The 12,129-nt window shown below is 70.0% G+C and carries 15 protein-coding genes; 3 read left to right on the forward strand and 12 right to left on the reverse strand.

Going from position 1 to position 12,129, the window contains the following annotated elements:
* Positions 1 to 191: 191 nt before the first annotated feature.
* A complete protein-coding gene (locus AB0L00_RS12890; protein ID WP_364432394.1) occupies positions 192 to 407 on the reverse strand; it encodes a hypothetical protein in 216 nt (71 codons plus the stop codon).
* A gap of 218 nt (positions 408 to 625) precedes the next feature.
* Between AB0L00_RS12890 and AB0L00_RS12895 the strand changes: the two genes are divergently transcribed.
* A complete protein-coding gene (locus AB0L00_RS12895; RefSeq protein WP_364432397.1) occupies positions 626 to 1,153 on the forward strand; it encodes a hypothetical protein in 528 nt (175 codons plus the stop codon).
* Between the two features lie 41 nt (positions 1,154 to 1,194).
* Here AB0L00_RS12895 and AB0L00_RS12900 read toward each other — a convergent pair whose 3' ends face one another.
* The gene (locus AB0L00_RS12900; protein WP_364432400.1) at positions 1,195 to 1,764 is read right to left on the reverse strand and encodes a GNAT family N-acetyltransferase; all 570 of its coding nucleotides are present in this window, start codon (positions 1,762 to 1,764) and stop codon (positions 1,195 to 1,197) included.
* Positions 1,765 to 1,861: 97 nt separating this feature from the next.
* On the opposite strand from AB0L00_RS12900, the gene AB0L00_RS12905 reads away from it, so the two are divergent.
* Positions 1,862 to 2,338, forward strand: coding sequence for a DUF4279 domain-containing protein (locus AB0L00_RS12905; protein ID WP_364432403.1), 477 nt, complete (start codon positions 1,862 to 1,864; stop codon positions 2,336 to 2,338).
* 128 nt (positions 2,339 to 2,466) lie between these two features.
* On the opposite strand, the gene AB0L00_RS12910 is transcribed toward AB0L00_RS12905, so the two are convergent.
* The 10 genes from AB0L00_RS12910 to AB0L00_RS12955 form a co-directional block, all read right to left on the reverse strand.
* Positions 2,467 to 3,132: a 4'-phosphopantetheinyl transferase superfamily protein gene (locus AB0L00_RS12910; RefSeq protein WP_364432405.1), complete on the reverse strand. Its 666-nt coding sequence runs from the start codon at positions 3,130 to 3,132 to the stop codon at positions 2,467 to 2,469.
* Positions 3,129 to 3,971 carry a metallophosphoesterase gene (locus AB0L00_RS12915; protein WP_364433234.1) on the reverse strand — a complete coding sequence of 281 codons (843 nt, stop codon included), beginning with the start codon at positions 3,969 to 3,971 and terminating at the stop codon, positions 3,129 to 3,131. Before AB0L00_RS12915 ends, AB0L00_RS12910 begins: the two co-directional genes overlap by 4 nt.
* A gap of 114 nt (positions 3,972 to 4,085) precedes the next feature.
* Positions 4,086 to 4,754, reverse strand: coding sequence for a lytic polysaccharide monooxygenase (locus tag AB0L00_RS12920; protein ID WP_364432407.1), 669 nt, complete (start codon positions 4,752 to 4,754; stop codon positions 4,086 to 4,088).
* A gap of 209 nt (positions 4,755 to 4,963) precedes the next feature.
* On the reverse strand, positions 4,964 to 5,140 hold the full coding sequence (locus AB0L00_RS12925; protein ID WP_364432409.1) for a hypothetical protein: 177 nt from the start codon (positions 5,138 to 5,140) through the stop codon (positions 4,964 to 4,966).
* Between the two features lie 23 nt (positions 5,141 to 5,163).
* Positions 5,164 to 5,478 (reverse strand): hypothetical protein, encoded by a 315-nt coding sequence (locus tag AB0L00_RS12930; RefSeq protein WP_364432411.1) that lies wholly within the window; start codon positions 5,476 to 5,478, stop codon positions 5,164 to 5,166.
* Between the two features lie 211 nt (positions 5,479 to 5,689).
* Entirely contained in the window at positions 5,690 to 6,538 is an 849-nt protein-coding gene (locus AB0L00_RS12935; protein WP_364432413.1) for a helix-turn-helix transcriptional regulator, read from the reverse strand.
* Positions 6,539 to 6,569: 31 nt separating this feature from the next.
* Positions 6,570 to 7,085 carry a DUF6879 family protein gene (locus AB0L00_RS12940; RefSeq protein ID WP_345364158.1) on the reverse strand — a complete coding sequence of 172 codons (516 nt, stop codon included), beginning with the start codon at positions 7,083 to 7,085 and terminating at the stop codon, positions 6,570 to 6,572.
* Positions 7,057 to 7,299, reverse strand: a complete 243-nt coding sequence (locus tag AB0L00_RS12945; RefSeq protein WP_364432416.1) for a hypothetical protein — start codon at positions 7,297 to 7,299, stop codon at positions 7,057 to 7,059. Before AB0L00_RS12945 ends, AB0L00_RS12940 begins: the two co-directional genes overlap by 29 nt.
* 255 nt (positions 7,300 to 7,554) lie before the next feature.
* Complete coding sequence (locus AB0L00_RS12950; protein ID WP_364432418.1) at positions 7,555 to 9,453, reverse strand: hypothetical protein; 1,899 nt, start codon at positions 9,451 to 9,453, stop codon at positions 7,555 to 7,557.
* A 232-nt stretch (positions 9,454 to 9,685) separates the two neighbouring features.
* Positions 9,686 to 10,264: a YbhB/YbcL family Raf kinase inhibitor-like protein gene (locus AB0L00_RS12955; RefSeq protein ID WP_345364162.1), complete on the reverse strand. Its 579-nt coding sequence runs from the start codon at positions 10,262 to 10,264 to the stop codon at positions 9,686 to 9,688.
* Positions 10,265 to 10,596: 332 nt separating this feature from the next.
* Between AB0L00_RS12955 and AB0L00_RS12960 the strand changes: the two genes are divergently transcribed.
* Complete coding sequence (locus AB0L00_RS12960) at positions 10,597 to 11,973, forward strand: NAD(P)/FAD-dependent oxidoreductase (RefSeq protein ID WP_364432421.1); 1,377 nt, start codon at positions 10,597 to 10,599, stop codon at positions 11,971 to 11,973.
* The last annotated feature ends 156 nt before the right edge of the window (positions 11,974 to 12,129 follow it).

The following is a 12,129-nucleotide window of genomic DNA, read 5'->3' on the forward strand; positions in this document are numbered from 1 at the left end:
ACGGCCGCCTGGTCCGCGCGTCCGCGGTTCGGGAAACTCAGACCGCACTCGTCGTCATCCTCCGCCTGCTCCTCATGCCGGACGGGTCGGGCGTCCAATCGACCCCGGCACAGGGGAAGGGCAGAGGGCCCGGCTGATGCCGGGCCCTCGTGGTTGAGCGAGGAGGCGGTGAGCCTCCCCGCGTGGCCGCCTCAGGCGTCCCGGGTCCCCTTGAGACGGGAACGCACGAAACGGCGGATGGCACGGATGGCGACCTCGCCGCCGACGAGGCCGGTGACGGCGCCGCCGACGATGCCGAGTCCGAACGTGCTGGCACCGACGAGGACGCCGGTGGCGGCGGTGGCGATCGACCCGACGATCAGCCCGATGACGAGACCGAGAACGCCGCCGACGGCGCCGAGGACCAAGGCCCAGCGCGCAGGGGGATCGGGTGAATCACGGGCCGATTGGCCATCTGCGGCCACGAAGGCGTCAGCGTTGGGACAGGGCGATGGGTGGCCGAGAGCAGACCAGTCCTAGGAGCCGCGCGTGCTCCGCGTGGCCGGGCACGACCGGACAGCGGAACGGATCTCGGTTGACGGCATGACGCCGGATCCAGGAGCATCCGCCGGTGATCACAATCCGCATGAACGACGATGCGGCCGACGCCCTGGGGCTCCTTGCCGGCTCCGCGCCCGCGGACGCGTACCCGGAGTTGGACGATCAGCTGCGCGAGATGCTCGACCGGGGGCTCACCCGAAACGACGACGCCCTCGTCTTCGTGATCAATGATCGGGGCGGGGCCAAGCTGACGGCGGGCTCACGCGAGGCCATGGCCCGGATGGGCTGGGACACCACGCAGTACGAGTGTCAGGCCAGCAGCTTCCACCTGGAGGACCATGCTCCGGTCACCGTCGACGTGGTCGACGGTGACCTGTACATCAGCCGGGAAGACCAGGTGGTGATGCTCCGACTCGGCCTGCGGGTGGCCGACGGCGTCGGACGGCTCGTTCGCGCCCTTCCCGATCCGGTTCCGGTCAGGTGCATCATCGGTGCCGGATCGACCAATGGGACCTTCCGTTTCCACCAGCTTCGGGAGGGGGAGTCCTGGCTCCTCGATGACCTCGACCACTATCAAGAGGAGATGCTCGTGGTCGTCGACATCGAGCCCTGATCACGATCGAGTCGATCCGCAGGCCGGGTTCCGCGCGCCGATCAACCGAGGCGCCGGCGCTCCCACTCGGCTCTGCTCAGCGCGTACTCGACCTCACCATGCTCGGAGCCTTCGATGGAATCCCATCCCTCAGGGTGGAAGGTACGCACCAGTGTCAGACCGGCCTTCTCCAGCACGCGCCGAGAGGCGGAATTGACCGTCATCGTCTCCGCGACCACGCGTTCCACCCCTTGCTCGGTGAAACCCTTGTCGATCAGCGCACGGGACCCCTCGGTGGCGTAGCCCTTGCCCCACGCCGACCTGCGCAGTCGGTAGCCGAGCTCGATCTCGCCATCACGTGCTTCATCCTCGTACGGTCGAAAGTGGAACCAGCCCAGAAAGCGTCCGGTGGCTTTCTCTTCCGCCGCCCAGAACCCGAGATCTTCGAACCGTTCGTAGTAGCCGAGGAACCTGGGCAGAACCCGGCTGCGGATCTCTTCGCGGGAACTCGGCCTGCCGCCGGTGAGGTAGCGCATGACCTCGGGATCGCCGTTAAGCTCGACCAGATCGTCCTCGTCGGCCGTGGTGAAACGGCGGAGTATCAGACGGTCGGTCTCCAAGAAGATGGACATTTCTCGATCATCCCGCCTCCGAGAGCCGTGTCGTGCGGCTCAGGTGCTCTCGGTCTCCGCTCTCAGAGAGCCGGACGGCGATCGGTAGGGTGCCGGCGTGCTCGTCTCCCAGTACACCTACTTCGCCCTGGCCTCGATGCGGATACCGGGGACCGAGATCACCGCTCGGCTGGGAATCGAGCCCGACGAGGTGACCGTGCGCGGTAGTCGTCTCGCCAGGCCGCCCCGGCCGGTCGCCCATGAGTGGCGTGTCGTCTGCCGCAAGCCCGGTCTGACCGTCGATGAGCAGATGACCCGGATCATCGACAGGCTGTTCGATCATGCCGAGCGCATCGGCGCCCTGGCCGCCGAACTCGACCGTGTCGATGGAGAGTCGGGTGCCAGTCGATTGCAGGTCGTGCGGATATTCGAGCATCCGGCCGGTGAGGCGGAGGGTTCGGCCGGCCCGGTCGACGGCCTCGGAAACCGCTTTGGGCAACACCGGTTGCTCGGTTGGCACCTCGATTCGCGGATCCTGGAGTTCCTCAGGCTGACGCGTGCGCAACTGGACGTCGACGAATACGCCTACGAATGACAGACACCGGTCCGTCCAGGAAGTAGGGAAGCCTGCGCACCGAAGTCTCGGGGAACACCTTCCAGCCGCCCGCTTCATCCCGGTTCAGCAGGACCGGCGCGCCCGGTGGAGCCTCGTTCACCGAATGTTCAGGAAGGGGGGCGTACGACGGAGATGGCGGTGAGGATCAGGCCGTCGCGGGCGAGCCAGCGGCCGGTGAAACCGGTCAAGGGGCGGCCGTCGACCTGCGGGGGAGGGACGGTCAGCGCGGCGGTGAAGGTTCCGGCGTCGGGGTCCACGGTGATGCTCGCGCCCTCGAAGTCCAGCCAGCGCCGGGTCAGCGGGAACCACGCCTTGTAGACCGACTCCTTGGCGCTGAACAGCAGGCGGTCCCAGCGCACGCCGGAGTCGGCGGCGAGCAGGTCGGTCAGCCAGGCGCGCTCTTCGGGGCGGGACACGGCCCCCAGGACGCCGTCGGGGAGCGGACCGTTGGGCTCGGCGTCGATGCCGATCGTCTGGACGTCGCGGGACCGGGCGACCGCGGACGCCCGGTAGCCGTCGCAGTGGGTCATGCTGCCCACGATCCCGTCCGGCCAGATCGGCGCGCCGCGTTCGCCCCGGAGGAGGGGCGCCGGGGCGACGCCGAGGCGCGCGAAGGCCGTACGGGCGCACGCCCGTACGGTGGTGAACTCCCTGCGGCGCTTGTCGACGGCGCGGGCGAGCAGCGCCTCCTCTTCGGGAAACAGCGTCGTCGCGGGCGCGTCGTCGAAGGTGTCCTCGCCCACCGCCTCCGGTGGCAGCAACTCCTCGATCATGGTGTCGGAAGGATCTGCCGCAGGGACGGTGCCGCCGGGCGTTTCTGCCACTCGCGCGGGTAACCGACCGAGACCTCCTCGAAGCGCACGCCGTCGTGGTAGGTCGTGCGCGGGATGTGCAGGTGGCCGTAGACGGCCACGGTCGCCCGGAAACGCAGGTGCCAGTCGGCGGTCCGTTCGGTGCCGCACCACTGGGCGAACACCGGGTGGCGCAGGATCCGGGTCGGCTCCCGCACCAGGGGATAGTGGTTCACCAGTACGGTCGGCAGCTCCGGATCCAGCGCCGCCAGGCGCTGCTCGGTCGCCGCCAGCCGGGCCCGGCACCATGCGTCGCGTGTGGGGTACGGGTCCGGGTGCAGCAGCATCTCGTCGGTGCAGACCACGCCCTCCTCGTAGGCCTGCGCCAGCGCGGCCTCCTTGGTCGTGACGCCGTCAGGACGGAACGTGTAGTCGTAGAGCAGGAAGAGCGGCGCGACGACGGCCGGGCCGCCTGGGCCCCGCCAGACCGCGTACGGATCCTCCGGAGTCAGCACGCCAATGGCCCGGCACAGCTCGACGATCCGCAGGTAGCGTGCCTCGCCGCGCAGCCCGGTCGTGTCGCGCGGGTGGGTCCACAGCTCGTGGTTGCCGGGCGCCCACACGACCGTCGCGAACCGTCGTCGCAGCGTGTCCAGCGCCCACGCGATGTCGTCGAACTTCTCGCCGACGTCGCCGGCGACGAGCAGCCAGTCGTCATTCGACCGCGGACGCAGCTCCTCCACCAGCTTCCGGTTCTCCGAGTAGGAGACGTGCAGGTCGCTGATGGCGAAGAGCTTCGCGCCCTCTCCCGGCGTGCCGATCACATCCGTGATGCTACGGCGGATCTCGCCGGAGCGGACCCCCTCACCATCCCCGCTCGAGCGGCCGTCGACCGCCCGTCCGTGCGAGCGCGGACCGGCGGCCGGGAACGGAGGTCAGCCGAAGTTCACGTCACTGCAGAAGAAGAACGCCTGGTCCATGTGCGAGGCCTGCCAGATCGTGAAGACGACGTGGCGGCCCGTACGGCCCGGGGCGCTGAGGTTGTCGACGATGTAGTCGCTGCCCGGCGCGTACTTGCCCGTCTTGCGGATCAGCTCCAGATCGCTCCAGCGCAGGGGCTGGGTGAGGGCGTCGTACCCCTGCCGGGTGACGTAGACGAGGAGGTAGTCGGCACCGTGATGGGCCTGATCCATCAGGTGTACCGAGAACGTGTTGTGCACGGCGGTCGTCTTCCAGGCGCCGGGGACGTCGAGGGAGCGGTAGCGGCCGCTTTCGGTCAGGCCGCCGCTGCACAGCTGCCCGTCCGGCAGGCCCGCCTGGAAGTTGCCGCCGAGGCCGTTACGGTACAGGCCGTTCCAGTTCCACATGGCGTTCGGGTTGTCCTGCCATGCCTGCCAGCACATCGGGTCCTGCTGCTGCATCGCGGGGTCCTGGAAGTCGCTTCCCCAGCGCAGCCAGCAGCCGTAGTTGCGGGAGGCGGGGTCGACGACCGAGCCGTGGGCGAAGGCGGCGTCGGCCCAGGGGACCAGGAACAGCACTGCCGCCGACAGCAGGGTCAGGGCGCGGAGCGCCCGGCGGGAGAGGTGACCTCGGTGGTGATGCATGCGCGTTTCTCCGTCTCGCGGGGACAGAACGGACGGTGGGAGCGCACGATGGATCTTATCCTGACAGAGTAATTTACCGAACTTTACCGGTGAAACTTTCACCGTTGCGGTGCGGGCCGGCAGCCGAGCATGAGTCGAGCCGCGGTGGCGGGGGCGTGGTCACCGCCACCGCGGCTCGGTCCGTTCGCGCGATCGGGCCGGGGGCTCGGTCACGCGGGCTTGTCGAACGCGCCGTCGAACTTCGCGCAGATCTCCCGCGCCTCGTCGGGGTAGCGTCCGATCAGTCGGTGCAGCTCGGCGAGCTCGGCGTCGCGGCGAAGGTGTCCGACCACGGTCAGATCGTCGAGGATCTGCCGGAACTCGCTCAGCTCCTGGTCATAACTCATGCGGCCTCCTTCGCCCCGTTCGCTCATGTGTCCGTCCGGAGACGTGAGGCGCGGTTGCCGATCACGCGACTGATCTCCCGGGCCGCCAAGGCCTTGTCCACCGCCGGACAGATGGGCTGGCCCCACGAGTAGAAGAACCAGTAGGCGTCGCCGTCCACGATGTGGTGTTCGCAGCGGATCGTCTCCGACATGACAGGCGCGTGCCGATTGGTCGCCCGGAGGTACGGTGCCGCGCCGTGGGGATGGTCGAAAGTGGTCTCGAAGCCGGCCTGATCGAGCGCGCCCCGCAGTTCGTGCAGGTGCCGGACGACTAACGCGGCGACGGGCTCCTCGCCCATGTGCGTTCTCCTCATCGCGCGGGGTACACGGCCGTCTGCCGTGACGTTAAAGCCGGCGACCTGCAAGGTGCGAGGAGTGTGCCCGAGTGTGGCACACGCTTAAGGCGCACGGGTCTCCGGCGCGCGATCCTCCAAGGCGCGCGATCCCCGGCCCGGCGGACGCCCGCCGGGCCGGCTCAGGGGAGGCCCACTCGGGTCGGGCGGGGGGAGCTCAGTCGAGGGCGTCGATCGCGGCGGTGATGAGCGCCCGTGCGGCGGTGCCGAAGACCGCCATCGTCGACAGCTCGGCGAACGCCTTCGCGTACAGCTCCACCTCGCCCGGTGTCGTGACCGTCACCGCCGCCGACAGCAGCTCCACCGAGACCTGGGCGGAGTCGAAGATGTTGAAGCCCTCCAGGGTCCACATCCGGCGGCCGCCGTGGTCGAAGGGGATGACGCCCAGGGACACCGACGGCATCGCCATGATGTCCAGCAGGTGGTGCAACTGCCCGGCCATGGTCTCGGGGCCGCCGACCTGGTAGCGGAGCACCGACTCCTCGACGAGCACGGCGAACCGGTGGTCGCCGTCCCGTACGACGTGCGAGCGGGCCATCCGGGCGGCCACCGCCTCCTCGACGTCGTTCGGGGAGTCGTGGAACGTCGTGATGGCCGACAGCAGCGCCCCGGCGTACGCGGCCGTCTGGAACAGACCGGGAACGACCTGGGAGCAGTAGACGCGGAAGTTGCGGGTCCGCTCGTACAGCGGCACGCGGGACTCCTGGAGCCGGCGCAGGCCGGTGCGCTGCAGCCGCCGCCACTCGACGTAGGCGCCCTCGACGGTGCGCAGCGAGGCCACGAGGTCGGCGGCCTGGTCGTCGGCCTTGCAGACGGCGCACCAGCGGCGGATGTCGTCCGCGGAGGGCGGCCGGGAGGCGTGCTCGATCTTGGAGATCTTGGTGCGGTCCCATTCGGCGGCGAAGGCGAGCGCCTTGGCGGTCAGGCCGGCGTCGACCCTGATCTCCCGCAGCCGGTCGGCGATGGCCTGACGGGCCGCCTGGACGGACGAGGACGGTGAGGTCATGGACACCGTCCCTCGCGATGGTCGGGGGCGCTCAGGCGGGGCGATAGTCATCGTGATCGACCCCGCGTTCCCAGGCCGCCTCGAAGGCGGAGGTGCATAGCTTCACCACGTCAGGATCCTCCCAGACGTCGTGGCCGACGAAGTCCCCGTCTCCGGCGAAGTAGCCGAATCGTACGACCCGGCCATCGAACACCCAGAAGTCATTGCCCGGCAGGGCCAGGTCCGAGGCCTGCCGGCGAGGCAGCCACCGTACCTGCTCGCCGGCCGCGACGTTCAATCCTCCCGTTATGTTGTATTCGAAACGGATGAAGTCCGCCAGTGGTTCCGACACGATGCGGACGCGCCGCATCCGGACACCACGGGCGACGGTGGTCCGTACGAGCGCGAACCATTCGGCGTAGCGCTCCGGCCCGTCGATCCGGAGCCCCGCCCGCCAGTCGCGGTAGACGGGATCACCGGGCGTGTAGCCGTCCCGCATCTCCAGGTGGACGGCCGACTCGTCGCACTCGGCCAGCAGGTCATTGAACGATGGGACCTCCGGCGACATCGCACGCCTCCTTCAGGATCGGTGCCATTCGCGCCGGTAGCCGCAGCACCGTCTCGTGGTCGGGTATCGGGCCGGTCGCCAGGCATTCCCTCCGAGTATCCGGGTCCGCGGTCCATCCTTGAATGACGATCTCGCTGGTCTTCTCGTCCACCCACACGGTGGGGCAGTTATCCCCGTTGGTGAATGGGTCGATTCCGACGAACTTAAGAGGCATGGATGATCTCCTGAGTCGCTGTCCGTGTACGGAGTGCGTAGGAGAGATTCACGCAGCGTGTTGGGGGTGGTCAAACGGTTGCCATGCAATCGAACGGTCGTTCGCCGCCTCTCCGGAGGGATCCTTATATCCCGCGGTGTACGTCTCTCCCGCCGCGACCGCCGGGTGGACGAAACCGACCCCCTCGGGAAAAAGACGTGGGCTCCGTGGTTCGCATGAACCACGGAGCCCACGGTCGTGTCGGGGCGAGGGGCCTCAGCCGCGATGGTCCCCGTAGGAGCCCCAGTCGTCCGAACGCTTGTCGTCGGTCTTCCGGTCGCCGTAGGAGGTGCCGTACGGGCTGCTCGGGTAGGCCTGCGTCGCGTTGGGATCGTCGGACGCCTGGCCCGACCCCGGCGTCGAGGAGCCGAGGTCGTAGCCGGAGCCGGGCGAGGAGGAGCCCAGGTAGTCCGAGCCGCCGTAGGACGAGCCGGAGGCCTGGTAGCCGCCGGTGCTCGAGTAGCCGCCGGTGGACGTGCCGCCGTAGGAGCCGTACGAGTCCGACGACGAGGACGACGAGCCGGTGTATCCGCCGCCGAGCGGGTCGTCCTGGCTCGCCGAGCCCGAGCCCGAGCCCGAGCCCGAGCCGTACGAGGACGAGTCGCCGCCGTACGCCGGGGAAGAGCCGTAACCGCTGGAGCCGCTGTCGTAGGAGGGGGTGCTGTACCCGCCGGTCGAGCTGTAGCCGCCGGACAGCGGGTCGGACCCGTACGAGCCGCTCGTCGAGGAGCCGTAGGAGGAGTCCCCGGAACCACCGCTGTAGGAGTCGGAGGACCCGTAGGAGCCCGTCGACCAGCCGCCGCCGGTGGAGGAGCCGGCCGACGAGGAGCGGTACGAGTGGTCGCCGGTGTCGAGCGGGTCGGTGAGCGGGTCGAACTTGGCGGGGCTCGGCGAGACCGGGGCGGAGCCGCCCGAGTCTCCCTCGCCGCCTCCGGCGCGCTGCCGCTGGATCTTGGCCAGCAGCTCGTCGACGGCCGGGACGACGGGTCCGTCGTCGCTGCCGCTGATCGAGGGGGACGAGCCGAGCGGGGCGGAGGATCCCAGCGGGGAGGGGACCGGCGGCGCGGACGGCGGAGTCGGCGCGGCGGGGGAGCTCGAGCCGTACGCCGGGCGTTCGCCGGTGTTCAGCGGATCGTCGCCGTAACCGCTCGTCGGGTCCGCGCCGTACGGGCGGTCGCCGCCGTACGAGGGCTCGGACGAGTACGGGGACTCCGAGGAGTAGGACGGCGCCTCGGAGGAGTACGACGGTGCCTCCGAGGAGTAGGACGGCTCGGAGGAGTACGAAGGTGCCTCCGAGGAGTACGAGGGCGCCTCGGACGAGTAGGAGGGCGCCTCGGACGAGTAGGACGGCTCGCTCGGGTAGGAGGGCGAGAAGCCGCCGCTCTGTTCGGTCGAGCCGTACGCCGGGATCTCGTCACCGGCCACCGTCTCGGCCGCCCGTTCGGAGGACGGGATGTCCAGCGCGGACGGGAGCGACGGGATATCGAGCGGGCCGGGCGGCGTCGACGGCGTGTCGAGGGCCGGGACGGCCGGCTGCGGCCTGGTCGGCGGTGCCGGTGAGTCGATCGAGCCGCCGTGCGGGGACTGGCCGGCGAGCGGCATGCCCTGCGGCTGCGGGCCGGCCAGCGGCGTCGGCTCGGGGTGCGCCGCCTGGTGCTGGCCCAGGGGGTCCTGCCCCCGCGCCTCGGACGGCTGCCCGGCGTCCTGCCGCCAGGGGAACTTCGGCTTGTCGAAGGTGATGGTCGACCAGTACTCGTCGTCGTCCATGTCCTCGTTGTTCCGGCTGCCCGGAGGCGCGGCCGGAACCGGGGCGGGCAGCTGCGCCGGACCGGCGCCCGGGCCGGCGATCGGCGCGGCGGGCAACTGGTGCTGCTGCTGCGGGAGCGGAGCACCGGCCACGCGCATGTCGCCGCCGCCGTACGAGTCCTCCACCGCCTCGTCACCCTCGCCATGGCGGCCTCGGGATCTGCCGGCGCGGCGGCCCCGAGGCTGCTCCTCGTCGGACATCCAGTCGTCTTCGTCTCCGGACCGGCTCGCCCTCATGCCGAGGGCGACGAGCACCCCGACCAGGATGACGACCGCGACCAGGCCAAGGACAACGATCAGACCCCACATAGCTACCACCCAACGCCATGGTCTAGCGGTCGACGCCGACGCGGAGACCTTTTCCCATGATCACCGGCACCGGGCCCCCCAAGGAGCTAGACCGATTGTCGCCGACCGCTATGACCCTTGTCATACGGTTCGCACACATCTACCTTCACACTACTGGCCCTCAGACCCGTTGGTGCCGCCATGCCCGCTCCACGCCTCCTGGCGCGCGGCGACGGTCCGGCGCACCCGTCCCTCAGGACTTCACGACCGCTCCCTGGAAGATCGCGGTCAGCCGGCCCCGCGCGATCGTACGGGAGGCGATCGCCGCCAGGGCGTCGCCCAGGCTCGCGCCGTTCTTCAGGGGCACCTTGTCCTTCAGCGCGTAGAGCGTGAAGCGGTACTTGTGCACCTCTCCCTTCGGCGGGCAGGGCGGGGCGTACCCGACCTTCTGCGCGGTGTTGACCGCCTGCTCGGCGTGCGGCGGGACGGTGTTCTCCAGGAGCTCGGCCGCCGTGGCGTCGATGTTGTAGAGCACCCAGTGGACGTACGCGCCGCTGGGGGAGTCCGGGTCGTCGATGACGAGCGCGAGGGAGCCGACGCCGTTCTGCGCGACGGACCAGCGCAGCGGCGGCGTCTTGGACCGGCCGCCGTACTGCGGGCATGCGAAGCGGACGGGCATCGGCGCGCCGTCGCGGAACGCCGGACTGGTCACCGTGATCGAGTCCGGCACGCTGCCGCGTACGAGTTTGTTCTGCCCGAAGAGGCTGCAGCCCGTGAGGGACAGCAGCCCGACGACGGCCAGGCACACCGGCCGCCACAACGTGGTCATCATCGATATACAGCTCCCGGGGGACGATCGTACGCCGCGCCCGGCGGATGTCCGCGTATTCGGCGCATCGGGGGCCGCGCGGCTCCTCGACGCGGCGTCGGGACCGAACACCGGGCGTGCGGCTCACCCTAAAGCGGTCCGGCGGCCGATGCCGTCTCGACCGGCGGACGGCCGGGAGACGGACCGAGGTGGAAGGCGGGTCATGCGGCGGCACGATCGGAAGAGGTGGCGGATTTCTCGGGGGAACCCGCCGGTTCATTTGGCGTAACGTGAACTTTCGCGATCTTTCACATGGCGATCCCCTGGAATATCGGGCTCGATGGCGTAGTTTGTGAATGTATTCACAAGTCGAGCAGTCGAGCGAGGAGAGCATCGCCGTGGCCACGAGCCCGAACCCGAGCCGGACCACTCCCCACATCCTCATCGTCGGCGGCGGTTACGTCGGCATGTACACCGCACTGCGCCTGCAGCGGCGACTGCGGTCGAACGAGGCGACGATCACGGTCGTGGACCCCCAGTCGTTCATGACCTACCAGCCGTTCCTCCCCGAGGTGGCCGCCGGCCACCTGGAGGCCCGCCACGTCGTCGTGCCGCTGCGCCGGGTGCTGCCCAAGGCGCGCGTCCTGAACGGGCGGGTCGTCTCCGTCGACCACGCCCACCACGTCGCGACGGTGCGCCCGGCGTCCGGCCCGGCGACCGAGATCTCCTACGACTACCTGGTGATGGCGCCGGGATCGGTCTCCCGCACGCTTCCGATCCCCGGGCTCGCCGAGCACGGCATCGGGTTCAAGAACGTCGCGGAGGCCATCCACCTGCGCAACCACGTGCTCGGACGGCTCGACGCCGCCGCCTCCACCGACGACGAGGCGGTGCGCCGCCGCGCCCTGACCTTCGTCTTCGTCGGTGGCGGCTTCGCCGGCGTCGAGGCCCTGGCCGAGCTGGAGGACATGGCGCGCGGCGCCCTGAAGTACCACCCGGAGCTCGGCCCGCAGGACATGCGCTGGGTGCTCGTCGAGGCCAGCGACCGGATCCTGCCCGAGGTCGGCGACCGGATGGGCCGCTACACGGTCGAGGAGCTGCGCCGCCGGGGCATCGACGTACGGCTGAACACGCGCCTCACATCGGCCGTCGACCGCCGGATCGTGCTGGACGACGGGACGGAGTTCGAGGCGGGCACGCTCGTGTGGACCGCCGGCGTCAAGCCGAATCCCCTCAACCGCTCCACCGACCTGCCCCTGGACCGGCAGGGCCGCATCGTGGCGACCGAGTACCTCACCGTCGAGGGCGCCGACGACGCGTTCGTGGCCGGTGACTGCGGCGCCGTCCCGGACCTGACCCGGCCCGGTGAGTACTGCGCGCCCAACGCCCAGCACGCCGTGCGCCAGGCCAAGCGGCTCGCCGACAACATCGTGGCGACCCTTCGCGGCAAGGAGCGCAAGGCGTACCGCCACTCGTACGCCGGGTCGGTCGCCAGCCTCGGCCTGTACCGGGGCGTGGCGCACGTGTACGGCGTGAAGCTGCGCGGGTTCGCGGCCTGGTTCATGCACCGGACGTACCACCTGTCGCGGGTGCCCACCGTCAACCGCAAGGTGCGCGTGGTGGCCGACTGGACGCTCGCGCTGTTCTTCCGTCGCGAGACGGTGGCCCTGGGCGGCATCGAGCGGCCGCGCGCGGAGTTCGAGCTGGCCAGCGGGCAGGACCGCGCGGCCTGACCCCGTGTCCCCGCCCCCGGCCGGGGGCGGGGGCGCCGTGTCCTTCCCGGCCAGGGGGAGCGCGCGAAGTACCACTTTTCCATCGTTACGGCGGGTCGGCAGGGAGGCCGACCCGCCGTTTTTGTGCGAGACTCATCGAGATATATCTCGCGAATT

This window comes from Actinoallomurus sp. NPDC052308 (genome assembly GCF_040679195.1).
GTDB classification, from domain to species: Bacteria; Actinomycetota; Actinomycetes; order Streptosporangiales; family Streptosporangiaceae; genus Actinoallomurus; species Actinoallomurus liliacearum.